The organism is Streptococcus porci DSM 23759 (genome assembly GCF_000423765.1).
GTDB lineage: Bacteria > Bacillota > Bacilli > Lactobacillales > Streptococcaceae > Streptococcus > Streptococcus porci.
This window is the reverse complement of the sequence record NZ_KE384090.1, coordinates 14,911-40,011: the sequence shown is the minus strand read 5'-3', so window position 1 is coordinate 40,011 and position 25,101 is coordinate 14,911. Positions and strand designations below refer to the sequence as shown.

Here is a 25,101-nt window from a genome sequence, read left to right as displayed (position 1 = left end):
TTATGGAGCTAAAAAAACAATGTTTGGAGCAAACCTTGCTGATTATGTCTGAGAGGGGCCTGAAGTTTACTATGAGTGAATTGGCCAAACAGCTGGGAATGAGTAAGAAAACCCTCTACCAGCTGTTTGAGAGCAAGGAGGCTTTGCTGACAGAGGTTGTTGACAATAGTTTTGCGACCATTAAGGAAGCTGAAAAAAAGATTTTGGACGACGATTCCCTAGATACTCTTCAAAAAATTAAAGCTTTGACGATTGTCTTACCTGATTCTTATAAAACGTTGAATTGGCAACGGATGAGTGAGCTGGCTGATAAGTATCCCAAAATCTACCATCAAGTGCAGGAAGCTTTGGAATCAGACTGGGAGAGCACCTTGGCCCTCTACCAAGAAGCTGTTCAGCTCGGAGTGATAAGGGAAACAAACCTTATACTTCTCAAGGCTATGATTGAGGCTAGTATCGAGCATTTCCTGACCTCTGATATTCTGAGCCAGCATGGAATTGCTTATGTAGAGGCTTTGGAGGGTATGATGGATATTATTTTATATGGAATTACAAATGGCAAAAAAGCTATGCAAGGAGGAGAAAATGGCTAAAGCATATAATGATGGCTGGTATTTTTCAGAGCAGTTTGATGAGAATTGGTTGAGCTGGAAAGGGACTGACTTGACCGATGAAGCTCTAGTTCAGCTTTTGGAAGAGAATCATTTTACTCAGGTGAGGCTTCCTCATACTGTCAAAGAATTACCTAGTAATTACTGCAATGAACTGGATTATCAGATGCTATCTTGTTATTGGCGCTTGATTGAGGCACCTTTAGACTGGACGGGTAAAGAAATTTTGCTGACTTTTGGAGCCGCAGCTCATGTGGCCGAGGTCTATCTCAACGGACAATTTCTAGCCAAACATGCCAACGGTTATACGGCCTTTACAGTTGACCTGTCTCCTGCTCTGCGATTGGGGCAAAAAAATAGTCTGCTGGTCAAACTGGATAGCCGTGAGACGGTCAATGTCCCACCCTTTGGCAAGGCGGTTGACTACCTCACGTACGGGGGACTTTACCGTGGGGTGACTTTGGCTATTAAGGAAAGGTCTTATTTTGAAGATGTTTTTGTCAATGCGACTGGCGATAAGAAACTTCACCTTCAGCTCAAGGGGCGAGAGGCTGATGACGCTGAAATTCAAGGTTGGATAGGTGATGGGTCAGATAACCTAGTGGCGGTTATTGACAAGCGTCCTTTTGTGGCTGAACTTACTTTGGAGCTACCAGAAGTTGAACTTTGGACCTTGGAAAATCCGACTCTTTACCAACTCCATTTAGAGTTGATGAAAGATCATCAGAAGCTTGATGAACATACAGTGAGATTTGGTTTTAGGAGTCTTGCTTTTACGTCTGACGGCTTTTTTCTTAATGGTGAAAAAATCAAATTGCGTGGTTTGAATCGCCATCAGTCTTGGCCCTATATGGGTTATGCGGTTCCAAAAGCAGGTCAGGTGTTGGATGCAGACATTCTCAAGTTTGAGCTAGGGTGCAATGCGGTTCGGACTAGCCATTATCCGCAGAGCCATGATTTCTTGAATCGATGTGATGAGATTGGCTTACTGGTCTTCACAGAAATGCCGGGCTGGCAATATATTGGAGATGAGGAGTGGAAAAAGGTTGCCCTGCAAAAAGTGCGTGAGATGGTAGAGCAGTATCGCAATCACCCGAGCATCTTCCTCTGGGGTGTCCGAATCAATGAAAGTCCTGACGATGACAACTTTTACAGAGAAACCAATGCCCTTGCGCATGCTTTGGACCCAAGTCGTCCAACAGGCGGAGTCCGCAACTTTAAAAGGAGTCACTTGCTAGAAGATGTTTACACCTATAATGACTTCTTCCATAATGGAAGTAATAAGGGGTGTGAAGCAAAAGATAAGGTCACATCCAATCCGCAAAAGGGTTACCTAATTTCGGAGTACAACGGACACATGTTTCCGACCAAGTCTTATGATTGGGAGAGAAAACGTCTGGAACAAGCTTTGCGCCATGCCAGAGTTTTAAACGATGTGGCAGATGAAGATGATATTGCTGGAAGTTTTGGTTGGTGTCTTTTTGACTACCATACTCATCAGGATTTTGGCAGTGGCGACCGTATTTGTCACCACGGGGTTTTGGACATGTACCGCAATCACAAGCTAGCTGCTAGTGTCTATGCAGCTCAGGGGTGCGAAAAACCCGTGCTTGCTATCAGTTCATCCATGGACATTGGTGAACACCCAGCGGGCTTCTTGGGGGATATTTACGCCTTTACCAATGCTGATGAAATCAGGCTCTATAAAAATCAAAAATTCGTCAAGTCCTATGTGGCAGATAAGGCTTACTCAGCTCTGGGAAAAGCGCCGGTTCTGATTGATGATATCATCGGGGATTTATTGGTGGAAGAGGAAAATCTTTCGCCGAAGGTTTCTGAAAAGGTGAAAAAATGCCTACTGGCCATTGCTAAGTACGGTCCAGAAGCTCTGCCTTTGTCTCTCTATCCGACGATGGCACAACTCATCGCTTTTTATGGGGTCACTCGGGAAAAAGCAGAGCGCTGGTTTGGGAAGTACGTAGCTAGTTGGGGAGAAAAGGCGACTCAATGGCGTTTTGAAGCTTGGAAAGATGGGGAAAAAGTGGCAGAAACAATCAAAGAACCTGTCCAAAAGGTGTCGCTTGAGGTCAAAGTAGACCATGTGGACCTGTGCGAGGAAGACACTTGGGATATGGCGACCATCCGTATCCGCGCAATCGACCAAAACGGCAATACTTTGCCTTATCTCAACCGTAGCCTGACCTTCAAGCTCGACGGTCAAGCAGACTTAATTGGTCCAGAGCATGCTCCTCTTGTCGGTGGTATGGCCGGCACCTATATCAAAACAATCGGTCAAAAAGGGTCGGCTCAACTGACAATCAGCATGGCAGGGGCAGAAGATGTTCAAATAAACTTTACATGTGAAGGTGGTAAAGAAAATGAATAAAAAATTAGCTTTTGGAATTGGCGCTCTGGGAAAGGACATGGTTTATGCTCTGGTCTCAGGTTTTATTCTCTATTATTACAATACGATTTTAGGCATTAGTGGGACATTTACCGGTATCATGATGATGTTAGCGCGCGTATTTGATGCTTTTAATGACCCTATTATGGGAGTCATCGTTGAAAAGACCAATACCAAATTTGGGAAGTTCAGACCTTGGATTTTTTCAGGTACTTTGCTTAATGCTCTGATTCTCTACGGTATGTTTGCCATGCCAGAATCTCTATCAGGGACCTCCATGCTGATTTACGCTAGCTTAGCCTATGTACTCTGGGGTGTTTCTTACACCATGATGGATATTCCCTTTTGGAGCATGATTCCAGCCCTAACTGAACCAGGTTCAGAGCGGGAAAATTTGACGGTGGTTGGACGCACTAGCGCAAGCATTGGCTTTGCTATTCCGACGGCTTTGACCATGCTTTTGGTTACGCATCTGGGCAAGAGCGAACGCCAAGGGTTTGCCATATTAGCTGCTATGATTGCCTTGATTTTTGTCGTTTTTGAGACCATTTGCGTTACGGGTATCAAGGAGAGTAAGGCTATTCAGGGGGAGACTCCGACCTTGAAAGAGATGTTAAAAGCATTGCTTTCAAACGACCAAGCTATTCTGGTTGTGCTTAGTATTATCCTGTTTAACTCTTCGATTTACCTGACAACTCAGCTAGCACTCTACTTCTTCAAATACGATATTGGAAACAGTGAGATTTTTGGTCTCTTTGGCATTATTGGTGGTATTGGGCAAATGTTGAGTATGATGAGTTTTCCAGTTCTGCGTAAGCGTTAGTCAACTAAGCAGGTTCTAATTGGCGGTATCGGTCTCACCATCTTGGGTTATGTTATGCTCTTTGCCTTGGCAACCCTCAACCAAACCTCTATCATATATCTGGGCCTTTCTGCTTTTATCATCTATATTGGTTTTGGTTTAGTGACCGTGTTGACGACTATTTTTCTTGCGGATACCGTTGATTATGGTGAATGGAAAACGGGTCAGCGCAATGAGAGTATCATCTTTTCTATGCAGACTTTTGTGGTTAAATTGGCTAGCGCTATCAGCGTATTGATTTCTGGTATTGGGATTGACCTGATAGGACTTGATGTCAATAGCGCACAGCAAGCCCCTGAAACCTTATTGGGTTTGCGGGTTCTGATGACAGTTGTTCCAATCTTAGGCTTTGTCGTGTCGCTGGGCTATTTCATCAAAAAATACAGATTAACCGAAGCTGAAACCAAGCGCATCGCTGAAGAATTAGCAGTTAGACGTCAGGTGGTGAGCAATCATGATTGAGATTCGTGAGGACCTTATCCTGATTGAGACAAACCAGACAGGCTATTATCTGGGGAGGCGTGGTAATCTTTGGGAGACTCTTCATTACGGTTCCAAAATACGTCCCGATCGGCTGGCTCTGATGGCGAAAATTGATTCGGGTTACGGGACGGATGTGGTTTATAAAGAAGAGATGAACAAGGACTCCTTGCTCCATCTTGCATTAGATTTATCCCCTCTACATAAGGGGGACTATCGTCGGACGGCACTAGATGTGACCTTGCCAAATGGCAGTAAGGTCTGTGATTGGGACTTTATTTCGGCTGAGATTTTTGAGGACAGTCATTCTTCTGAAATTTTACCCTTTGCTCATGGCGCCAAGCAGCACCTGGTCATGACCTATGAAGGAACTGCGGGCATTAAGCTTGAGTTGATTTATAGCATTTTTCCAGACAGCGATACAATTGCACGTAAGATGATTTTGAAAAATGGCGGAGCAGACACTCTAATCATCAACCGTGCTCTGTCATATCAGCTGGATTTGCCAAATACTGGTTATCAGCTCAGCACCTTTTCAGGAGCCTGGGCGCGTGAACGTCACGAAGTGGTTTGCGATTTGCAGGTCGGAACCTATGCGTTCGGTAGCCGAACAGGGGAATCATCTCATTATTGCAATCCCTTTTTTATGATGTATCCTCCGAGTGCGACCGAGGAGCAAGGCAAGGTGTATGGCTTTAACCTCCTGTACTCGGGCAATCACTTGGGACAGGTTGAAGTAGGTCCTTATCAAAAGCTACGCGTCATGGCGGGTATCCAACCTGATGATTTTGCTTGGCATTTGGAAACTGGTCAAAGCTTTGAAACGCCAGAAGCCCTACTAACCTTTTCAACATCTGGGAAGAATGGTCTCAGTCAAAACTGCCATCAGTTTGTCAAAAATCACATTATTCCTAAGTTTTGGGCAAAAAAAGAACGCCCAGTTCTGCTCAATAACTGGGAAGCCACCTACTTTGATTTCAATGAAAGAAAACTACTGACGCTAGCTAAGGCTGCCAAAAAAGTCGGCATTGAACTCTTTGTTCTTGATGACGGCTGGTTTGGTCAAAGAAATTCGGATACGGAAGGTTTGGGTGATTACCATGTCAATCTCAAGAAGCTTCCTTCAGGACTCGATGGTCTGGCTAATAAAATTAAGAAATTAGGTCTTGATTTTGGTATCTGGGTCGAACCAGAAATGGTCAGTTTCAAGAGTAAACTTTATGATGAACATCCTGACTGGGTACTATCATCCCCAGAGGTCACTCCCTCTCTTGGACGCAATCAACTGGTTCTTGATTTCTGTCGCCTGGATGTGCAAGATTACATTATAGGGCAACTGGACAAGCTGCTGAGCAGTAGCCAAATTTCCTACGTTAAATGGGATATGAATCGACACCTATCAGATGTCTATAGCTCTGCCATTGTCCACCAATCCGAGTGCCATCACCGTTGGATGCTTGGACTTTACCGTGTTTTAAATGCCGTTATGAGCAAACATCCAGATATTCTTTTTGAAGGCTGTTCAAACGGCGGTAACCGCTTTGATTTGGGAATGCTCTGCTATTTTCCACAAATCTGGACCAGTGATAATACAGACGTATATGAGCGGATGAAGATTCAGACAGGCACCTCTTACGGTTATCCTCAGACGGTCATGAGTTGCCACGTTTCGGATGTTCCCAATCATCAGACCCTACGTAGTAGTCCGCTAGATTCTCGCTTTGATGTGGCTAGTTTTGGGATTCTAGGCTATGAGCTGGACCTGACTAAGCTCTCTCAAGCAGATTGCAAAATCCTCCAAAAGCAGATTGCCTTTTACAAGGAAAATCGCCACTTACTCCAATTCGGTCATTTTTACCGTCTTGTATCCCCCTTTGAAAAAGCAGAGCAGTGCCGCTGGTTGGTCACTGATGAGCAGAAAGAGCAGGCCATTCTCTTGGATGCTATCGGTCGCTTTCAGCCGAATCAAGAAAATCTCCCTGTTCAAGTACCTTATCTAAATCCAGATCAAGTCTATGACTTTCAAAACCGGCAAGAAAGTCTGGATATCCGCCAATTCGGCTCTCTGATCAATACCTCGCTACCCGTCAAACTCAATCACCAAGGACTAGCTGTCCATATCATGGCAGACTACTACCGCATGGCACTTGAGCAAGAAAGTTATCAAGTTTATGGCGATTTACTGGCAGAAGCAGGAGTGACACTCAAACAAAACTTTACCGCCACTGGTTTTAGCGACCAAACACGACTCATGCCTGACTATGGCGCACGGCTTTATACGATTAGGGCAAAAATCGGTGGCAAAGGGTTATAAAAGGGATAACCAACTATAAACTTGTCACTGAAAGTTGGGATAGCTTTCCGAAATTGAAAAAGCCCTTCATCAGATTCTTTTTATGATAGATGAGGTTAAATTATGTCAGTAGAAATTAGGAAATGTTGAGACTCATATAGGAGCGACCATCCATACATTCCAGAGCCTATTCAAGAGCATACACGAGCTTATGCTTTATGTGAAGACATTGAGACAGACCACATCTCTATGATCGTCACCCTACCAGCATGGTAGGGTGATTTTTGTGATAAGTAAAATTAAAAAATATGATATAATATCAGACGAAAAGACAAAGACCACAGGTCACTAAAATTCCATTTATACCAAGCTTGCTACTAAAATAAGTACTGAAAAATGACAGCCAAAGGAGATTATATGTCCACAGTCACTATCGCTAAAAATCAACATGCTGACCTTGCTTTCCAACTGCCCATGCTCAATCGCCATGGTCTGATTGCAGGAGCTACAGGAACAGGTAAGACAGTCACTTTGAAAGTCATTGCTGAGCAGCTCAGCCTAGCCGGCGTTCCGGTTTTTTTGGCCGACATCAAAGGAGATTTATCAAATCTTGCTAAAGAAGGGGTAGTCACTGAAAAATTGGGCGCTCGTCTTGAAAAACTTGGCATTACTGATTACGAGCCTCAAGCCTTTCCCGTTCGACTCTGGGATATTTTTGGCGAAGCTGGACACCCTATCCGTGCCACCATTTCGGAGATGGGTCCCCTCCTTTTGTCACGTCTTTTAGGACTCAACGACACCCAGTCCGGCATTCTCAATATCGCTTTTAAGATAGCGGATGAAAAGGGCTGGCTTCTCATTGATTTGAAGGATTTGCAGTCTCTCTTGCGGGAAATAGCAGAGCATGCTAGCGAGTATTCGATGACCTACGGAAATATTGCAAAACAGTCGGTTGCAGCCATTCAGCGCAGCCTATTAGTCTTGGAGCAAGAAGGGGGCGAACTTTTCTTTGGCGAACCAGCGCTGGAACTTAGCGATTTTATGGTGACGGATGAAAAGGGACAGGGCATGATCAACATCCTCAATGCCACTAAACTATTTCAAGCTCCAACTCTCTATGCGACTTTTTTACTGTGGCTCTTATCTGAACTTTATGAGAGCTTGCCAGAAGTAGGTGACCTCGATAAGCCAAAATTTGTCTTCTTTTTTGATGAGGCGCACCTGCTCTTTAAGGACGCTCCAAAGGTTTTTGTAGAGAAAATTGAGCAGATTGTTCGTCTTATTCGTTCAAAAGGTGTAGGAGTTTTCTTCATCACCCAAAATCCTATGGATCTTCCTGAGACGGTCTTGGCTCAGTTGGGAAATCGTGTTCAGCATGCCTTGCGTGCCTATACCCCGAAAGAGCTCAAAGCAGTCAAAACAGCAGCTGAAACGTTTCGTCAAAACCCTGACTTGGATGTGGTGACCGCTATTACTGAGCTTCAAGTTGGTGAGGCCTTGATATCCATGCTAAACGCTGATGCACAACCAACTGTGGTTGAACGAGCATTCATCTTGCCACCTAAGTCGAGCTTTGATGTCCTGTCAAACTTAGAAGCTAATGCTCTAATTACAGGATCACCTATGGAGGATAAATATCGCGAAAGTCTTGACCGTGATTCAGCACACGAACTTTTAGCCCAAAAAGTCCTTAGAGAAGAACAACTCAAACAGGAAGAAGAGGCTAAGAAAGAAGCTGAAAAATTGGCTGAAAAAGAAGCTAAGGCACAAGAAAAAATGAAGCGACAGAGCCAAGGCCGTCCACGTAAGACCGCGGTTGAAAAAGCGACAGATAGTTTTATCAATTCAGCTATGCGAACCATCGGACGTGAATTAGTCAGAGGACTCTTTGGTGGTCTTAGAAAACGTTAGAAAGTGTGAGTTTTATCAATTCGATTGATTGGAAGAAAAATATGCAAATCGCCTGGCTAGGAAATTTCCTGACAGGCGCTAGTTATTCCCTAGTAATGCCTTTTATGGCGCTCTACGTGGAAGAATTGGGGGCACCCAAGGGCAGGGTTGAGTTCTATGCGGGGTTGGCAGTTGCTATTGCGGCTCTTGCTTCGGGAATTTTTGCTCCCATTTGGGGACGACTGGCTGATCGTTATGGTCGTAAGGTTATGATGATTCGGGCTGCCTTTGTTATGACTTTTACGATGGGAGGTTTAGCTTTTGTTACTAATGTCTATTGGCTCTTGATTTTGAGACTGCTAAACGGTATGTTTTCAGGCTATGTACCAAATGCTAACGCTCTTATTGCATCTCAGGCGCCTAAGTCGGAGTCGGGTTATGCTCTAGGAAGTTTGGGAACAGGTGTTATTGGAGGCAGTCTGGTTGGCCCTATCTTTGGTGGACTTTTAGCGGAATTTATGGGTATTCGCAATGTCTTTCTCTTTGTCGGAGCCCTGCTTTTTATCGTGACCCTTTTGACGGTCTTTTATGTGGAAGAAGACTTTGTTCCCGTGACGCGTGAGCAGCAGCTATCCACCAAGGAAGTTTTTAAGTCGATCAAGGATAGGCAAATGTTGGTGGGACTTTTTATCACTAGTATGATAATTCAAATCTCAGCGCAGTCCGTTTCCCCTATTTTATCCCTTTATATTCGTTATCTAGGAACAAGGGAAAATCTCATGTTTATTTCTGGGGCTGTCGTGTCAGCAATGGGTCTATCCAGTATGATTTCCAGTGGCCGATTGGGCCGGATTGGCGATAAAATTGGCAATCATAGGCTGATTTTAGCAAGCCTTTTCTATTGCAGCATCATTTATCTCTTTTTGGCTCAGGCGGAAAATGCTGTGCAGTTAGGTGTTCTGCGTTTTCTCTTTGGATTTGGAACTGGAGCTCTTATGCCCTCTGTCAATGCCCTACTAACAAAAATCACCCCAAAAGAACACATTTCAACTATTTTCAGTTATAATCAGATGATGACAAATTTTGGCCAAGTTATCGGACCCTTTGTCGGCTCCAGCGTAGCAACTCTATTAGGCTTCAGGTGGGTTTTTTACGTAACTTCGGCCATCGTCTTTTTTAACTTTATTTGGAGCCTTATCAATTTTAAAAAATATCTTAGAAGTCGAGAAATCTAGTGCGCGTAAAAATTACTCTAAAGTGTCAGGAATGTGGCAGTAAAAACTACCTGACCAGCAAAAACAAAGCAAACCATCCAGACAAAATTCAGGTCTTAAAATTTTGTCCGAAAGAGCGAAAAGTAACCTTACATGTTGAATCCTAAAGCAACTTATGGTAAACTAATAAGGACTATTCTAGGGGGAAACTCATGTATAATACATTATTAACCATTCTATTGATTTTATCAGTCCTACTAATCTTAGCTATTTTCATGCAACCACAGAAAAATCCAAGTTCAAATGTTTTTGACAGTTCAGGCTCTGAAGCTCTTTTTGAACGTTCAAAACCACGTGGCTTTGAAGCCTTCATGCAACGTTTTACAGCGGTATTGGTTTTTTTGTGGTTAGCTGATGCTCTTGTTTTGGCAATACTATCGAGCCGTTAAGATAAAAAGATGAAAATGGACTGGCAAGACAGTCCATTTTTTACGATTTTTACGATTGCTATAAGAATACTTCCCCAAATATCAAAAAAGAAAGAATTTATGAAAGAACAAATTATCAACTATTTAAAAGAGCAGGGAAAGTCAAATGTTAACGACCTGGCCACTGCTCTTGATATGGCAGGAAGTAAGAAATTTCCTGTCTTGATTAAAGAAATTTCCAAGATGGAAAGCCGAAAGGAGCTCCGCTTTTCCGACGACGGCAGTATTAGTCTCCGTAAACAGGCAGAGAAAAAGGAAGACATCACCATTCAAGGTGTTTTTCGCGCCAATAAAGCTGGCTTTGGATTCCTTTTTGTCGATGAGAACGAAGACGACATGTTTATTGGTCGCAACGATGTCGGCTACGCCATAGATGGTGATACCGTTGAGGTCGTCATTAAAAAGCCTGCAGACCGTCTTAAAGGCACAGCTGCTGAGGCGCGTGTCGTTGGCATTGTTGATCGTAGCTTAAAAACCGTTGTTGGTAAATTTATCTTGGATGATGAAAAGCCTAAATATGCTGGCTACATCAGATCCAAAAATCAAAAAATTCAACAAAAAATCTACATCAAAAAAGAACCCGTTGCCCTTGATGGGACGGAAATCATTAAGATTGATATTGACAAGTATCCGACTCGCGGTCACGATTATTTTGTCGGAAATGTTCGTGACATTGTTGGTCATCAAGGTGATGTTGGTATTGACGTTCTAGAAGTTTTAGAGTCTATGGACATTGTCTCTGACTTTCCAGAGGACGTTTTAGCTGAGGCAAATGCGGTGCCAGATGCACCGACAGCAAAAGATTTGATTGGACGTGTGGATTTACGCAAGGAAGTGACCTTCACTATTGATGGCGCTGACGCTAAGGACTTGGATGATGCGGTGCATATCAAACTCTTGGACAATGGTAACTTTGAGTTGGGCGTCCACATTGCGGATGTATCTTATTATGTGACGGAAGGCTCTGCCCTTAACCGAGAAGCGGTGGCGCGTGGGACTTCGGTTTATGTCACCGACCGTGTGGTGCCAATGTTACCAGAGCGCTTGTCAAACGGGATTTGTTCCCTTAACCCAAATGTCGATCGTCTCACTCAATCTGCGATTATGGAGATTGATAGACAAGGTCATGTGGTGGACTACCAAATTTGTCAATCAGTCATCAATACCTCCTATCGCATGACTTATAGTCGTGTTAATGAGATACTGTCAGGGGACGAGGAGGCACTTGCTGAGTATGAGGCGATTGTGCCTAGTGTTCGTTACATGGCTACACTTCATAAGATTTTGGAAGATATGCGCATCCGTCGTGGAGCTCTAAATTTTGACACCTCAGAAGCAAAGATTATTGTCAACGATAAAGGCATGCCAGTTGATATTGTCGTGCGTCAGCGTGGTATAGCAGAGCGGATGATTGAATCCTTTATGTTAGCAGCTAATGAATGCGTTGCTGAGCATTTTGCTAAGCAAAAACTGCCTTTTATCTACCGTGTTCACGAAGAACCGAAAGCCGAGAAGTTACAGAAATTCATTGACTTTGCCAGTCTCTTAGGCGTTAAAGTGCAGGGAACTGCTAATAAGATGACTCAGTCCGCCCTACAGCATTTCATGGCAAATTTTGAGGACAAGCCAGGTGCTGAAGTGCTCAATATGATGCTCCTTCGTTCGATGCAACAAGCTCGTTATTCTGAGCACAATCATGGTCACTACGGGCTTGCAGCCGAGTTTTACACTCACTTTACCAGTCCAATCCGTCGATACCCAGACCTTTTGGTTCACCGAATGATTCGCGAGTACAGCAAAAATAGCTCTCAAGAGGTTCAAGACCACTTTGCCCAAGTGGTACCAGAATTAGCCACCTCCTCTTCAAATTTGGAGCGTCGTGCTATTGACGCCGAGCGTGTGGTTGAGTCGATGAAAAAAGCCGAGTACATGGAAGAACATGTCGGTGAGGAATTTGATGGCATTGTGTCAAGCGTAGCCAAGTTCGGTCTCTTTATCGAATTGCCAAATACCATTGAGGGACTGATTCATATCACAACCCTGCCTGAGTATTACCATTTCAACGAGCGAAATCTGACCCTTCAAGGTGAGAAGTCTGGCAAGATTTTCAAAGTCGGTCAGCAGATTCGTATCAAGCTGGTAAAAGCAGACAAGGAGACAGGCGACATTGACTTTGAGTATATTGCCTCTGATTACGATATGGTCGAAAAAGTTGCTAAGTCTGACAAGAGGCAACGTCGTGATGGGGCTCGTGGAAATGGCAGAGCAGGTCTAGCTGACAAGCAAAACTCTGATGAGAAATCTCGTAGAAACCGAAAAAAAACTGGTAGGGGAAAATCAGCTGATAAGCACAGCCATTCTTCCAAGAAAAAGAAAAAGCCTTTCTACAAAGAGGCTGTGAAAAAATCAGGTAAGAAGGGGAGGAACTAATGCCTAAAGGACTTTCTGATAATGTGCTTGCTCAGAATAAGAAGGCAAGGCATGATTATAGCATTGTTGATACTTTCGAGGCAGGAATTGTATTGACAGGAACGGAAATCAAATCCGTCCGCGCAGCTCGAATTCAGCTCAAAGATGGTTATGCTCAGATAAAAAATGGTGAAGCTTGGCTGGTCAATGTCCATATTTCGCCCTTTGAGCAGGGAAATATCTGGAACCAGGACCCGACCCGCACGCGAAAGCTTCTTCTCAAGAAAAAAGAAATTGCCAAACTTGAAAACGAACTAAAAGGAACTGGTATGACCCTAGTTCCTCTCAAGGTTTATTTGAAGAATGGCTTCGCAAAAATCCTTATCGGTCTGGCGAAAGGGAAACACGACTATGACAAACGCGAGTCCATCAAGCGCCGTGACCAAGAACGTGACATCAAACGTGTCATGAAGAGTGTAAATAGCAGATAGCAGCTGATCAACTGAATCAGCTGTTTTTGGTATCATAGATTCAGTCCTTGAAAATCAAAAACTTGCTCAAAAGATAGTTGGTTACTACAATTAAAATTTGCCCTACAAAGCCGACAATACGATTTACCATGGAAATGTCGTTGTTGACAAATTGACCGACAATATTTGGAAATTGAGTCACAAAGACGAAAGTCAAAAGGACATCAATCCCCATTGAGCTTAGTCGTGCCGTAAAGAATTTAACCAGTCGTGCTAGCCAACCTTTTCTTGCTTGAGAGAAGACCCAGATGTCATTAAGGACGAAAGCTAGGAGAATAGCAGAGCCATTTGCCAAAACTGTAGCTACAATTTCATTATTTGTCCAAAGGAAAAGTTGATCACGAAGGAAGAGGTAAAAAATAGTGGTGATGACTCCAGCAACTAAATATTTAAAGAGGTCATGTTTGAGAATATGTTTTATAGAATTCATGATATAAGCATACCAAAAACAAGATGAAAATGCGACAAGAAAAATAGCAATAAGGGTTGAAAGAGCCCAAATTTGTCAAATAGAATAGGGATATGATATAATAACATAGGTGTGACTACTTATTAATAAAGGAGTATGTAATGAAAAGAGTTTTCACTTTAGTATTTACCACGCTCGCTAGTCTTTTTCTTGTAGCTTGCTCAGGTAATGGTGCTAAGTCAACATCAACAGAAACAACAGAAACCACGAAGGTAACAGAAACCACGACAGTTGCAGAAGTTACGGAGACCTACAAAAAATCTCAAGAAATCAGCGGTGTGAAGCAGGATATATACATCGACCTGACTTATGCGGGCGATGATTACAAATCGTTGGCTGTACGCTACGAAACGATTTACGACGGGGATTCCTTGGCTAACTTTCAGGCACAAGGACGTGAGGCCGTTGAAGCTAGTTTTAGTGAACACCTAGATGCCCTTGTCCCAGGTGCCAATGCCATCAAAGAAATGAATGGTGTTGAAGTAACCTCAACAGTTGATGACAATTTTGTTTGGAAATTAACAGTAACATTGGATCCTAATGTTGTCAATTTTGAAGAGTTGGCAGCCAAGGGAGAGAGTTTCGCCTTTCTCGCTCAAGTGGAAAAGACAACTCCGAGTCAGCTAATTGCTGGTTTCAGTGTGATTGGTTTTGAAAAAGTTTCTCAATAATTGAAAGAAGTGACCTTACAAAGGTTGCTTTTTTTCGTTACTTTATGGTAAAATAATCAAGTTGCTTAGCAACCCTCGGTACTTAGTCCCCTTTGACCGAGCATATTACAGGCGGTTGAGCCGCTAAAGAGGAGAATTTTATGTCTAAATATACCGTACGTGACTACGTGCAGATTGCTTTGGTTGCTGCCATTTATGTGGTTTTAACCATCACCCCACCACTGAATGCTATTAGCTATGGAGCTTATCAGTTCCGTATTTCTGAAATGCTCAATTTCTTAGCTTTTTACAATCGCAAGTACATCTGGTCTTTGACTATCGGTTGTATGATTGCCAATTTCTTTAGCTTTGGAATGATTGATGTTGTGGTTGGTGGCCTATCTACCCTTATTTTTGTGACGCTAGGTGTCATCTTATTTGATAAATTTAAGGGGCAAGAACTTTTTGGTGGGCTTTTTGATAAGGCACATGTTTACTTTGCCTTTTTCTTTGCTGCAAGCATGTTTACAGTAGCAGCAGAATTGGCAATCATTGCAAAAGTACCATTTTTATTGACTTGGTTTACCACAGCAGTTGGTGAGCTGGCCTCTCTACTTGTCGGGGCTTTCCTGATTAAAAAAATTGCAGAGCGCATTAATCTTACTAACTAAAATGAAGGGTAGGACAAAAATCGGTAAATCGGCATTCTTACCGATTGCGATTTTGTCGTTTCACCTCCGCACAGTTGATTAGGAAGGCCGCTGTAAATTGTATAGCAAAGGACGAGAGCTTCCAATTAATCACTGCGCCAAAGCACCTATCTACAACCATATTAAAAGGCTAGGACTCTTGTCTCAGCCTTTTTGATGTTCCTTGATATAAGCTAATTTTTGCTCCCGTGTCTTTCGTTTTTTGAATAAAGCTTCCGCAGACATGGCGGCTTGTTTACTACTAAATTCTTCTTGGTAGAGGAGTTTGACGGGTAATCTATGTTTAGTGTACTTGGCACCTTTCCCTGAATTGTGAGCCTTTAATCTCTTATCAATATCAGTTGTGTAGCCTGTGTAGAGGGTGCCATCAGCGCACTCTAGAACGTACATATAAGCTTTTTTATCTGCTTTCTGCTCTGCCTTTTTCCCAAAATATATTTCAAAAATGTCATCGGTATAATCGCCATTTGCCTTATGAACAAAGAGGGGGGGCAAGATTTTCAGACCATCTGTGGAACCGTCCTTAATGGCCTCAATTAAAAGCATGTTGGCGTCCTTGCCTTCTTTTGGATAAACGAATTGGATGCGTTTTGGTGCCAAATTGTAGCGACGCAAGGTATCCAAAATGTCCAAGAATCGGTCGGGGCGATGCACCATAGCTAGTCGTCCGTTTGATTTGAGGGCATGTCTGGCGACATTGCAGATTTCTTCTAAATTGGTTGTGATTTCATGACGAGCAAGCAAATAGTGTTCAGACAGATTTTTCTTAGAAGTCTCTGTAGCCTTGAAATAGGGCGGGTTGCATAGTATGAGGTCAACCTGCGAGCGGGGGACGTAGTCCAGCAGATTTTTCAAATCATCATTGACCATATGTACTTGGTCTTGCAAGTTATTAAGCTGGATAGATCGCTTTGCCATATCTGCTAATCGTTCTTGAAGCTCTACCAAAGTGATAGGCGCCTTCGTACGCGTGCTGGCAAAGAGGCCAACAGCACCATTGCCCGAGCAGAGGTCAACAATCAAGCCTTTTTTAGGGATTTTTGGAAAGCGCGACAACAGAACGCTATCAATAGAATAGCTAAAGACATCCTTATTTTGGATAATTTTGACGTCAGTAGAGAAGAGCTGGTCAACGCGCTCTCCTTTTTTCAAATCTGGATTTTTCATAACTTTCATTATATCAGAAAAAATGGTAGAATGGTGGGAGATTACTTACAAGAAATGGAGTTTCATATGTTTTATGCCTACCTTCGTGGGCTTGTCATGTTCTTACTCTGGGTGGGAAACGGCAATGCGCACTTTCACAATACGGATAAAATCTTGGATAAGGATGAGAATTACATTTTAGTTGCTCCTCACCGAACTTTTTGGGATCCTGTCTACATGGCTTTTGCAGCTCGTCCTAAAAAGTTTATCTTTATGGCGAAAAAGGAGCTTTTTAAAAATCGCATGTTTGCGTGGTGGATTCGTATGTGTGGCGCTTTTCCGATTGACCGTGAAAATCCTGGTCAAGATGCCCTGCGTTATCCCATCAATACCCTAAAAAAAGGTAATCGCAGTTTGGTCATGTTCCCAAGCGGTAGCCGTCATTCAACTGATGTCAAAGGTGGTGTCGCAGTTATTGCTAAAATGGCAAAGGTAAAAATCATGCCTGCCGTTTATCAAGGTCCCTTGAAATTTTCTGGGCTTTTGTCTGGTGAACGTGTTGACATGAACTTCGGTAACGCCATTGATATTTCAGATATCAAGAAAATGAATGATGAGGGAATCGCAGAAGTTGCAAATCGTATTCAAGCTGAGTTTGACCGCCTTGATGAAGAAGCTAAGCGCCTATCCAATGGCAAGCGTGTTAATCCACTCAGCTACCTTGCCCGTGTTCCAGCAGGGCTTTTGGCGATTGTGCTGGTTCTCCTGACCCTTATCTTTAGCTATATAGCTAGCTTTATCTGGAAACCTTGGGAGAAAAAATAAAAAAATTAAAGAACAGGACACCCCAAAAGTGGGTGGGACACAAAAAAACAAACAGTCAGTTTTCTGTACTCCACAGGAGACTGACTGTTATTTTTTTTTTGAATTTTATACTCATCAAAAATAGTAGATGTCTATTTTCGATAAACAATCGTCTGTAAGTTACTCCAATGGAGATATTGAATAATCTTTTGTCACTTATCGATCACTTCATATCATTTTTTAAAGGCTCTTTTTTTATCCACGCTTACATATCTAAGCCCAAACTTGCTCTATCGGATGCAACTCAGGTGTATAAGGTAGGATAAAGACACAACCAATATTATGAGGGACTGCTAGTTCTCGTGACTTATGCCAGATGGCCTTATCCATGACTAAAACAAAATAATCATCTGAGCAAGCTTGACTAAGCTGCTTAAAAAAATCGTTCATCCACTTTGTATGACAGCTTCCTACAATAAGGCGTTTGTCATATTCTTATTATATAGTCGAATGAATTAGCTTTCATACAAGGAGCTAAGGAGCTGAAGTGCAGGCAATACTAGAGTACAGCAAGCCGAAAGTGACGATGTATCAAAGCTAATTCAAATAACTATATCGCTAGTTTTGTTAAGTATAAAACGACTGAAAACGCTGAAAATACTCCACGTTATGTCAGAAATATTAAAAAAACTTGGGAAACCCCCAAGTTTTAAGAAATAATTTTCTTATACGACTGTGTTGTAATAGTATAAACAAGGAGATAGAGTAAGAAGTAAGTGACGCAAATGCTTACGGTTACTTGAAACATCAGCGCTGCATTAGCAACACCAATTGTCAGTAAGATGGACGAAAGCATCTTATAGTCAAAACCAAGATGAACTATAGCCAACAAGACTGGAAGGAAAAATACCATCAACAACTGCTTACGGATGGACTGTCTGGCTTGATTCTCATCCAGACCAACCTTAGTCATGATGATAAAGCGATCTCTATCTTCATAACCTTCTGAGATCTGTTTAAAGTAAATCACTAAAACCACCGCCATAAGGAAGGTGAGCGATAGCAAGAGCCCAATGAAGAAAAGTGAACCAGCAAAACTAAAGAAGTTACGTGTTGCGTAGGCGCGGTAGGCCAGACTAATGGAGTTTGTTCCATCCGGTAATATATTGGACTCCCAAAGCTCGCTTTCAAAACTACCGGATAAGAAAGTCTCTTGGCTATCTACCTGTTCTTCTTCTGATAGACTGCTTTCAAAGCCCATATAATAGCGATTTTCGGCTTGATTTTCAAATATTGTCAAGTCTTGAACAACAATAACTAAATACTTACTAAAATTAAAAGTCACATGGTCTGGCAGATGACCCAGGGTCACATTTTGGGGCAAGACTTGGGCAACTTCCATCTCCTTTTCATCAAAGGTAAGGGTTTGACCAGCTTGATACTGGACTCCTTTGCTATAAATAGCCACTTGATTTGCTACCAACCCCAGATGTTGACCAGTCATTTTTTCATATGTGGCTTGATCCAAAATATAGCCCATGCCTGCTTGATTAGAAAAATCCATCCATGACTCTTTTTCCGACAAAAATGCCACTTGCTGATGGGTCACTTCAGAAAAATAAGCTTGCTGGTAGGGATAGACTACCTTACTTTCCACAGGAATCTTCGCCTCTTCCAAGATAGCATCCGCCCACTCCTCCACTTGTGTTTTTGAAGTGGTAGGCTGCATTCCAACATCAATCGAATAGTCATTTGGATTTTGATTGGCGATGTAATCTTTGCCACCGATGTAAATATTGAGTCCTCCAACCATGGTCACCAAGAACATACTGGAGAGGATGGTAATGGTCGCAAGGCCCAGAGCATTTTTCCGCATACGGAAAATCAAGTTGGATATAGAAATAAAATTCTCTGGCTTGTAGTAATAAGTCTGACGCTGTTTTAGCCAGTTTAATAGACTGATAACACCTGATTGGAAAAGCAAATAAGTCCCAAAGATAACCAGAAGCGTCGCTCCAAAGAAACTTGGAATAGCTGTCAGCGGACTGGTCACTAGTTGGGCAATGGCGTAGCCTGCCCCCAATAGGATAAGGGCTAAGAGGGTTTGTAGCCAGAGGAAGCACGTTTTCTTATCCCCTCGCTTCTTGCCCTGAACCAGCTTGAGAGAGTCAGTCAAGCCTAGCTTTCCAATATTAACTAGGCTAACTAAAATGAAAATCCCATAGAGATAGGCAAGTACAATTGCCACATTTTTCAATTGAAAGACGGATGTCAAAACAACTGGCATCTGCATGGTCTTGAGCAAGAGCGCATAGAAAAGTTTGTCCAGAGCCAGTCCTAAAAGTAAGCCGGTCAAAATAGTGCTAGTTGAGTAGACCACATTTTCTAGGAAAGTCATCAAAAGAAGGTGTTTTTTCTCCAAACCCAGAATACTATAGACACCGAACTCTTTTGAGCGTTGCTTCATGACAAAACTATTGGCATATAAGACCATAATAGCAACTGCTAACATGACCACAATCATACCAAACCCCAACACTTGGGTCACTCCATTTGCTCCCTTGACTTGACCTAAATCAGGATGAAAAGCTAATGATGCAAATATATAAGAAATGGCTGTGGAAACAATGGTCATTATTGCGTATGGGTAGTAGAGACGACGGTTCTTTTTTAGATTGGTTAGCGCCAATCGAAAGCATAGTCCAAACATACTACTCACCTCGATTCGCCATAAGAGTCAGAGTATCTGATATCAACTGAAACATCTCTTGACTGGTCCGCTCACCTCGGTAGATTTGGTTATAGAGAATACCATCTTTGATAAATAAAACCCGTTTTGCCCGACTTGCTGCAGCTGTCGAATGGGTTACCATCAGAATTGTTTGCCCCCGCTGATTAATTTGTTCAAAAATATCCAGCAAGGTTGCTGACGATTTGGAATCTAAGGCACCAGTCGGCTCATCTGCCAGAAGAATTTCTGGTCGTGTGATAATAGCACGCGCCACCGCAACTCGTTGTTGCTGACCACCAGAGATTTCGTATGGCATTTTCTCCTGCAAGGTCCCAATTTCAAGACTATTGAGTGTATGTACCAAACGCTTGTTCATCTCATCTATCGGATAGCGAGAAAGAACTAATGGCAGGAGGACATTGTCCTTGACGGATAAGGTATCCAAGAGGTTAAAGTCCTGGAATACAAAACCTAATTTCTCCCGACGAAAGGCTGCTGCTTCCTTGCTCTTGATAGACTGTGTATCCAAACCGTTCAGCAAAACCTTTCCTCGCGTTGGCTTATCGAGGGTGGCCAAAATATTGAGCAAGGTCGATTTCTCTGAGCCAGACTCACCCATGATAGCGACATATTCTCCCTCTTCTACAGTAAAATGAATATCTTTTAAGGCCTCTACTTGCCCCGCCTTAAAGCGTGAACTATAAATCTTTTGCACATGCTGAACATCTAAGACAGTCATAACATCACTCCTTTCTTTTTCTACCTCCATTCTAGCTTAAGCCAACATAAGCTGCCATAGTTCAAGCTTTCATTTAAGTGACAGTTTTGTAAGATTAATCCAAAACCAGTTCCACCTCCTTGATACCAATCCGAACTTCTGTGCCTTGCCCCACTTTGGAACTTAGTTTTAAGGAATAGCCCAGCTCCGCTGCGATTTTACGTGAAAGGTAAAGCCCAAGTCCCGAAGATTGCTGTGTTCTACGACCATTGAATCCTGAAAATCCACGTTCAAAGACTCGCTCCAAATCACTCTCTGCAATCCCGATTCCTGTATCACCAATGACCAAATCATCTCCGTCCAAAACAATCGAAATGGTCCCTTCCTGACAATACTTGAGGGCATTGGATAAAATTTGCTCAATCAGAAGTCCTAGCCATCGTTTATCAGTCCTTACAATCCGATTCAGTTGTCCTAAGTCCAAACGATTGTTAGACTGTATAAAAAAGAGAGAATATTTTTTCACCAGAGTCCGGATGAGCTCATCTAAATGAACAGGTTCAATGACTAAATCATCATGAAAAGACTGGAGTCGCAAGTAATTCAAGACCAAACCAGTATACTGCTCTATCTTGAACAACTCAGATTCTAGTTGGTGACGAATTTGACTGGTCTCAATTTCATTGATTAAGAGGTGGCTGGCTGCTATTGGTGTTTTCATTTGATGAACCCAGAGGGTATAGTAATCATCTAATTCAGCCTGGTCCTTTCGCTGCTTTTCAAAGAGTGATTTATTTTCGACTTCCAGTCTTTCCAACTTCTCCTGTAAGCAACGCTCACTAGCTGTCATTGATGCGACCTTCTGACCACGCCAGATTTTTCTAAAACGAGAAAACTCGACAAAAAGATCAAACAAAAGAGCAAGAAACCAGCAGAGACTGAGAAGGGTAAGGGCATAGATGATTAAATTGCTGTCTATTTCAAAAAGTGAGCCGAATCCTAGAATAATCCCCGAAAAAACGATAATGGCAAGGAGAAAAATCCAACGATGGCCTAGCCAGGAACCTAGAAATTGATAAAAAACGCTACGAAAATCATTTTTATTCATGTATCCACACTAGGCCGTAGCCAACTCCTTTCTTGGTCGCAATGAGGTCAGGTAAGCCCAATTCTGTCAATTTTTTGCGCAATCGGGCAATATTTACTGATAAGGTATTATCATCGACAAAGATATCACTGTTCCATAACTCACGCATCAGTTCCTCGCGGCTAACGACTTCTTTGCCATGCTCAAAAAGTACTCGTAAAATCTGAAATTCATTACGAGTCAATTCTTCAACAGCTTCTGTATAGGAGACCTGCATGGTTTTTAAATCAAGTGCAACCTCTTCAAACCAGAGTAAACTCTGCTCACCAACAAAATCATAGGTTCTTCTCAAAAGTCCTTGTATTTTTGCCAAAAGTACTGTCATTTCAAAGGGTTTGGTCACAAAGTCATCCGCTCCCATATTAATCGCCATGACAATATCCATCGGCTGATCATGCGAAGACAAAAACATGATGGGGACATGAGAGGTCTTACGGATTTCCTGACACCAATAATAGCCGTTAAAGAAAGGAAGACTGATATCAAGTATAATCAAGTGAGGTTGAAAATCGTCGATTTGCTTCAAAATCGTCTGAAAATCCTTTACTTCTTTGACCTGATACCCCCAGTTCGTCAAGTTTTTAGCGACCAATTGGCTAATGGTTTTATCATCTTCGACAAGAAAAATCTTCTGCATCTGTGTCTCCTTTCACTCTTCTATTATTATAGCCTATTCCATAAAATTTATGCGAATTTATTCGGTGGAAATGAATGTGAAATTTTTATGAAAATGACCAAATAACAATACGAATAGTTGTCATCTATGCATGATTAGGTTACACCGCTTATTTACTTGAGCTGGTTAATTCTAGCCAAACTAAACATACTTTACGTACCATAAACTCAAAATAAGCAATTATAGCATAACCTGAACGAAGCTCAGCGAACGTCTTTAGACGTCGCTGGAGAGAAACTGCTTATAACCAGTGTACAAGCCACCCGTTTTCACGAGTGGTTATGACTCCACATTTTTCGTGAAAAATTCTCTTAAAATTGCTTGATATACTACGTATACCAAGGGTTGACTTAACAGTCAACCCTTAACCTAAGAGTAGATACGATGGAGAAGAGATGACACAATTATTATCGGTTATTGTTCCTTGTTACAACGAGGAAGAAACCATTCGACCATTTCTAGCAGAGATGCAAAAAGTGGAAAATCAACTATCAGAACAATTACAATTTGAATACCATTTTATCAATGATGGTTCAAAAGACGGAACCTTAGAAGTTCTGCGTGATGTATCATCAACATTTGACAACATCCATTATTTGTCCTTTTCTCGAAACTTTGGGAAAGAAGCAGCGCTTTTTGCTGGGCTTGAAGCAGCAACAGGAGATTTTGTGACCGTCATGGATGCTGACTTACAAGATCCACCTGAGCTATTACCGGAAATGTATGCCAAAATCCAAGAGGGATATGATGTGGTTGGTACTAGGCGTGCAGACCGTAAAGGAGAACCGATTATTCGTTCCTTTTTCGCAAAGACCTTTTATTGGTTAATCAATAAAATATCAGATACCGAAATGGTAGATGGCGCTAGAGATTTCCGCCTCATGACAAGTAAAGTAGTAGATAGCATTTTGGAATTACAAGAGGTTAATCGTTTTTCTAAAGGCCTCTTTTCTTGGGTAGGCTACGACGTGACTTACATCAGCTATGAAAATCGTGAACGGGTGGCAGGGGAAACGTCCTGGTCTTTTTGGAGCTTGCTTAAATACTCTTTGGAGGGCTTCATCAATTTTTCAGAGGCTCTGCTCAGTTTTGCGACATGGAGTGGTATTCTTTCATTTTTAGCCTCCATCGTGGGAATCATCTTTATCGTTGTCAGAAAATTGACTGTTGGAGGCTCTATCGAAGGTTGGGCTAGTCTTGTCACCATTATTTTACTTGTTGGAGGCATTCAGCTTTTGTCCATCGGCATACTTGGGAAATACGTGGCTAAAATCTTCTTAGAAACTAAGAAAAGACCTATTTATATCGTGAAGGAGAGAGATGAGTAAGTTAGTAAATGGTTTGGGACGACTTTATATAGCGGTTAATTTTATTTCAATTATCGTTGTATTAACTTTGTTAAGTTTTGGGTCATTAATAATAACGGTCTTCTTTAAATTAAATCTTTATGAAGAAGTAGAATATCATAAAGTACCATGGAAATATTATATTTTTATTATTATTTTAATTGTTTTACTAGCGATTTGTAGTGAGCTTTTTAAGAAAGTTAGACCTAGTATACTCTTCTTGGTTCTGTCAGTGTTGTCTTTCCTAATTGGAGGAGGCTTAATTGTATTATCTGATTTCAATTTACGAGCAGATCCAGCTTCCATCATGTTAGCTGCAAAGCAATTTAATTCAGGTGATTACTCTGCTCTAACAGAATTAGGAGGGTATCTTTTTGTACACCCTCATCAGCTTGGACTGTTAACTATCAATAGGTTTATTTTATTTTTTACAGATAACTTAGAAGTATTTTCGTGGATTTTTTTAATAATATCTATTGCTAATATTGGTCTTATTGGCATGATAGCTAATAAAATTTGGGAAACTAGACAAATTACGAATACGGCTTTGTTGCTGGCGGCATTGTTTTTGCCCAATATTTTTTACATTAAATTTATATATAACGGACATATAGCTGTTTTTCTTGCCTTAACATCAATAGTTTATTATTTGAACTACTGGAAGGAACCAAAATTTTTACAATTTTTATTGATGGTGTTCTTTTTATCATTAAGTGTACTAGTACGTAGTAATTTTATGATTTTTCAGATTGCAATAACTATGTCCTTATTTTATCGTTATTTATTAACCAAAGAAAAAGTGATACTTGTTATAATCCCGATAATTTTTTTAGCTAGTTCCTCCTTAGTATGTTTTCAGAATTTGTATTATGAAAACGAAATTGGACAACCGTTGAATAAAGGTCTTCCTAAAATCACCTTTGTTACCATGGGAATGAGTTCGGATCCGGACGGTGTTGAAAACTGGATTCCAGGTTATCACAATGCTTACCATACAAGATTATATCAAAAGACAGATTATGATGAAAACGCAACATCTAAAATTGCTATTGCAGATTTAAAAAAGCGAATAAGTTACTTTTTATCTAATCCTAAAAATGCCTATCAATATTTTACAAAGAAATTCGCTGCAACATGGTTTGATGGAACGTTCGAATCCATTTGGGTAGGTCCGATTAAGGCTAAAGGTATGTCAGCAAAGTCTTCGATTTTAGCTAATGTATATAGCGGAGGCAATTACTATGTCTCTTTGGTTAATGCTATGAGCGTTTTACAGATATTTACATACTGTACACTTTTTATAGGTTTTATTACTGAATTGACCACAAAAGAGAAAATGTTCATAGGTAAAACGTTGCCTATGCTATTATTTCTTGTCGGCACAGTTGTTTTTCATTTCTTTTGGGAAACAAAAAGTCAATATACCTATACAACTTTGCTAATTTTACAACCTTTACTGGCAGGATACTTTTTTAGATTTATTGGGTTTATCAAAAAAGTTTTTAGATTATAAAGGATATATA

The 25,101-nt window shown here is 41.6% G+C and carries 20 protein-coding genes, 2 pseudogenes and 1 riboswitch; of the genes and pseudogenes, 15 read left to right on the top strand and 7 right to left on the bottom strand.

The annotated features are described in order from the left end of the window. Nucleotides 1-2 precede the first annotated feature (2 nt). The 10 genes and pseudogenes from G576_RS0111245 to smpB all read left to right on the top strand — a co-directional run bounded on the left by G576_RS0111245 (nt 3) and on the right by smpB (nt 13,142). Complete coding sequence (locus G576_RS0111245; protein ID WP_037619034.1) at nt 3-593, top strand: TetR/AcrR family transcriptional regulator; 591 nt, start codon at nt 3-5, stop codon at nt 591-593. After that, nucleotides 586-2,997, top strand: a complete 2,412-nt coding sequence (locus G576_RS0111240; protein ID WP_027974678.1) for a glycoside hydrolase family 2 protein — start codon at nt 586-588, stop codon at nt 2,995-2,997. The genes G576_RS0111245 and G576_RS0111240 overlap by 8 nt, the downstream gene beginning before the upstream one ends. Beyond that, nucleotides 2,990-4,339, top strand: a pseudogene (locus G576_RS13995) (glycoside-pentoside-hexuronide (GPH):cation symporter). Before G576_RS0111240 ends, G576_RS13995 begins: the two are co-directional and overlap by 8 nt. After that, the gene (locus tag G576_RS0111230; protein WP_027974677.1) at nt 4,332-6,671 is read left to right on the top strand and encodes an alpha-galactosidase; all 2,340 of its coding nucleotides are present in this window, start codon (nt 4,332-4,334) and stop codon (nt 6,669-6,671) included. The pseudogene G576_RS13995 and the gene G576_RS0111230 overlap by 8 nt, the downstream one beginning before the upstream one ends. 396 nt (nt 6,672-7,067) lie before the next feature. After that, a complete protein-coding gene (locus tag G576_RS0111225) occupies nt 7,068-8,561 on the top strand; it encodes a helicase HerA-like domain-containing protein (protein WP_027974676.1) in 1,494 nt (497 codons plus the stop codon). A gap of 23 nt (nt 8,562-8,584) precedes the next feature. After that, nucleotides 8,585-9,775 carry a multidrug efflux MFS transporter gene (locus G576_RS0111220; protein ID WP_483855114.1) on the top strand — a complete coding sequence of 397 codons (1,191 nt, stop codon included), beginning with the start codon at nt 8,585-8,587 and terminating at the stop codon, nt 9,773-9,775. Further along, nucleotides 9,775-9,921: a 50S ribosomal protein L33 gene (gene rpmG / locus G576_RS13430; protein ID WP_083960035.1), complete on the top strand. Its 147-nt coding sequence runs from the start codon at nt 9,775-9,777 to the stop codon at nt 9,919-9,921. Before G576_RS0111220 ends, rpmG begins: the two co-directional genes overlap by 1 nt. 45 nt (nt 9,922-9,966) lie before the next feature. Beyond that, nucleotides 9,967-10,203, top strand: coding sequence for a preprotein translocase subunit SecG (gene secG / locus G576_RS0111215; protein WP_027974674.1), 237 nt, complete (start codon nt 9,967-9,969; stop codon nt 10,201-10,203). Between the two features lie 99 nt (nt 10,204-10,302). Then, on the top strand, nt 10,303-12,672 hold the full coding sequence (gene rnr, locus G576_RS0111210) for a ribonuclease R (protein WP_027974673.1): 2,370 nt from the start codon (nt 10,303-10,305) through the stop codon (nt 12,670-12,672). Further along, nucleotides 12,672-13,142 (top strand): SsrA-binding protein SmpB, encoded by a 471-nt coding sequence (smpB, locus tag G576_RS0111205; RefSeq protein ID WP_027974672.1) that lies wholly within the window; start codon nt 12,672-12,674, stop codon nt 13,140-13,142. The genes rnr and smpB overlap by 1 nt, the downstream gene beginning before the upstream one ends. 40 nt (nt 13,143-13,182) lie before the next feature. Here the strand turns inward: smpB and G576_RS0111200 are convergent, their stop codons facing one another. Further along, nucleotides 13,183-13,611 carry a GtrA family protein gene (locus G576_RS0111200; RefSeq protein ID WP_037619032.1) on the bottom strand — a complete coding sequence of 143 codons (429 nt, stop codon included), beginning with the start codon at nt 13,609-13,611 and terminating at the stop codon, nt 13,183-13,185. Between the two features lie 140 nt (nt 13,612-13,751). Between G576_RS0111200 and G576_RS0111195 the strand changes: the two genes are divergently transcribed. After that, a complete protein-coding gene (locus G576_RS0111195) occupies nt 13,752-14,321 on the top strand; it encodes a hypothetical protein (RefSeq protein ID WP_027974670.1) in 570 nt (189 codons plus the stop codon). 43 nt (nt 14,322-14,364) lie between these two features. Continuing rightward, a riboswitch (PreQ1 riboswitch) is annotated at nt 14,365-14,464 on the top strand. After that, complete coding sequence (locus tag G576_RS0111190; protein WP_027974669.1) at nt 14,462-14,971, top strand: QueT transporter family protein; 510 nt, start codon at nt 14,462-14,464, stop codon at nt 14,969-14,971. Its footprint overlaps the riboswitch before it by 3 nt. Before the next feature lie 183 nt (nt 14,972-15,154). Here the strand turns inward: G576_RS0111190 and G576_RS0111185 are convergent, their stop codons facing one another. After that, complete coding sequence (locus tag G576_RS0111185) at nt 15,155-16,177, bottom strand: GIY-YIG nuclease family protein (RefSeq protein ID WP_027974668.1); 1,023 nt, start codon at nt 16,175-16,177, stop codon at nt 15,155-15,157. 66 nt (nt 16,178-16,243) lie between these two features. On the opposite strand from G576_RS0111185, the gene G576_RS0111180 reads away from it, so the two are divergent. After that, nucleotides 16,244-16,981 carry a lysophospholipid acyltransferase family protein gene (locus G576_RS0111180; protein ID WP_027974667.1) on the top strand — a complete coding sequence of 246 codons (738 nt, stop codon included), beginning with the start codon at nt 16,244-16,246 and terminating at the stop codon, nt 16,979-16,981. Between the two features lie 194 nt (nt 16,982-17,175). On the opposite strand, the pseudogene G576_RS13990 reads toward G576_RS0111180, so the two are convergent. From G576_RS13990 to G576_RS0111155, 5 genes and pseudogenes are all read right to left on the bottom strand, one after another. Next, nucleotides 17,176-17,440, bottom strand: a pseudogene (locus G576_RS13990) (transposase); the annotation flags it as partial. A 229-nt stretch (nt 17,441-17,669) separates the two neighbouring features. Then, nucleotides 17,670-19,670 (bottom strand): FtsX-like permease family protein, encoded by a 2,001-nt coding sequence (locus G576_RS0111170; protein ID WP_027974666.1) that lies wholly within the window; start codon nt 19,668-19,670, stop codon nt 17,670-17,672. A gap of 1 nt (nt 19,671) precedes the next feature. Continuing rightward, on the bottom strand, nt 19,672-20,430 hold the full coding sequence (locus G576_RS0111165; RefSeq protein ID WP_027974665.1) for an ABC transporter ATP-binding protein: 759 nt from the start codon (nt 20,428-20,430) through the stop codon (nt 19,672-19,674). 94 nt (nt 20,431-20,524) lie between these two features. Then, entirely contained in the window at nt 20,525-21,517 is a 993-nt protein-coding gene (locus G576_RS0111160) for a sensor histidine kinase (protein ID WP_027974664.1), read from the bottom strand. Next, nucleotides 21,510-22,193: a response regulator transcription factor gene (locus tag G576_RS0111155; RefSeq protein WP_027974663.1), complete on the bottom strand. Its 684-nt coding sequence runs from the start codon at nt 22,191-22,193 to the stop codon at nt 21,510-21,512. Before G576_RS0111155 ends, G576_RS0111160 begins: the two co-directional genes overlap by 8 nt. A gap of 434 nt (nt 22,194-22,627) precedes the next feature. Between G576_RS0111155 and G576_RS0111150 the strand changes: the two genes are divergently transcribed. Together G576_RS0111150 and G576_RS0111145 are read left to right on the top strand one after the other, a co-directional pair. Continuing rightward, nucleotides 22,628-23,560 carry a glycosyltransferase family 2 protein gene (locus G576_RS0111150; protein WP_027974662.1) on the top strand — a complete coding sequence of 311 codons (933 nt, stop codon included), beginning with the start codon at nt 22,628-22,630 and terminating at the stop codon, nt 23,558-23,560. Next, complete coding sequence (locus G576_RS0111145) at nt 23,553-25,091, top strand: hypothetical protein (RefSeq protein WP_027974661.1); 1,539 nt, start codon at nt 23,553-23,555, stop codon at nt 25,089-25,091. Before G576_RS0111150 ends, G576_RS0111145 begins: the two co-directional genes overlap by 8 nt. The last annotated feature ends 10 nt before the right edge of the window (nt 25,092-25,101 follow it).

Coding starts and splice junctions, on each gene's coding strand:
- G576_RS0111245 (WP_037619034.1), top strand. CDS start 3: ATGGAGCTAAAAAAACAATGTTTGGAGCAAACCTTGCTGATTATGTCT.
- G576_RS0111240 (WP_027974678.1), top strand. CDS start 586: ATGGCTAAAGCATATAATGATGGCTGGTATTTTTCAGAGCAGTTTGAT.
- G576_RS0111230 (WP_027974677.1), top strand. CDS start 4,332: ATGATTGAGATTCGTGAGGACCTTATCCTGATTGAGACAAACCAGACA.
- G576_RS0111225 (WP_027974676.1), top strand. CDS start 7,068: ATGTCCACAGTCACTATCGCTAAAAATCAACATGCTGACCTTGCTTTC.
- secG (WP_027974674.1), top strand. CDS start 9,967: ATGTATAATACATTATTAACCATTCTATTGATTTTATCAGTCCTACTA.
- rnr (WP_027974673.1), top strand. CDS start 10,303: ATGAAAGAACAAATTATCAACTATTTAAAAGAGCAGGGAAAGTCAAAT.
- smpB (WP_027974672.1), top strand. CDS start 12,672: ATGCCTAAAGGACTTTCTGATAATGTGCTTGCTCAGAATAAGAAGGCA.
- G576_RS0111200 (WP_037619032.1), bottom strand. CDS start 13,611: ATGAATTCTATAAAACATATTCTCAAACATGACCTCTTTAAATATTTA.
- G576_RS0111195 (WP_027974670.1), top strand. CDS start 13,752: ATGAAAAGAGTTTTCACTTTAGTATTTACCACGCTCGCTAGTCTTTTT.
- G576_RS0111190 (WP_027974669.1), top strand. CDS start 14,462: ATGTCTAAATATACCGTACGTGACTACGTGCAGATTGCTTTGGTTGCT.
- G576_RS0111185 (WP_027974668.1), bottom strand. CDS start 16,177: ATGAAAAATCCAGATTTGAAAAAAGGAGAGCGCGTTGACCAGCTCTTC.
- G576_RS0111180 (WP_027974667.1), top strand. CDS start 16,244: ATGTTTTATGCCTACCTTCGTGGGCTTGTCATGTTCTTACTCTGGGTG.
- G576_RS0111170 (WP_027974666.1), bottom strand. CDS start 19,670: ATGTTTGGACTATGCTTTCGATTGGCGCTAACCAATCTAAAAAAGAAC.
- G576_RS0111165 (WP_027974665.1), bottom strand. CDS start 20,430: ATGACTGTCTTAGATGTTCAGCATGTGCAAAAGATTTATAGTTCACGC.
- G576_RS0111160 (WP_027974664.1), bottom strand. CDS start 21,517: ATGAATAAAAATGATTTTCGTAGCGTTTTTTATCAATTTCTAGGTTCC.
- G576_RS0111155 (WP_027974663.1), bottom strand. CDS start 22,193: ATGCAGAAGATTTTTCTTGTCGAAGATGATAAAACCATTAGCCAATTG.
- G576_RS0111150 (WP_027974662.1), top strand. CDS start 22,628: ATGACACAATTATTATCGGTTATTGTTCCTTGTTACAACGAGGAAGAA.
- G576_RS0111145 (WP_027974661.1), top strand. CDS start 23,553: ATGAGTAAGTTAGTAAATGGTTTGGGACGACTTTATATAGCGGTTAAT.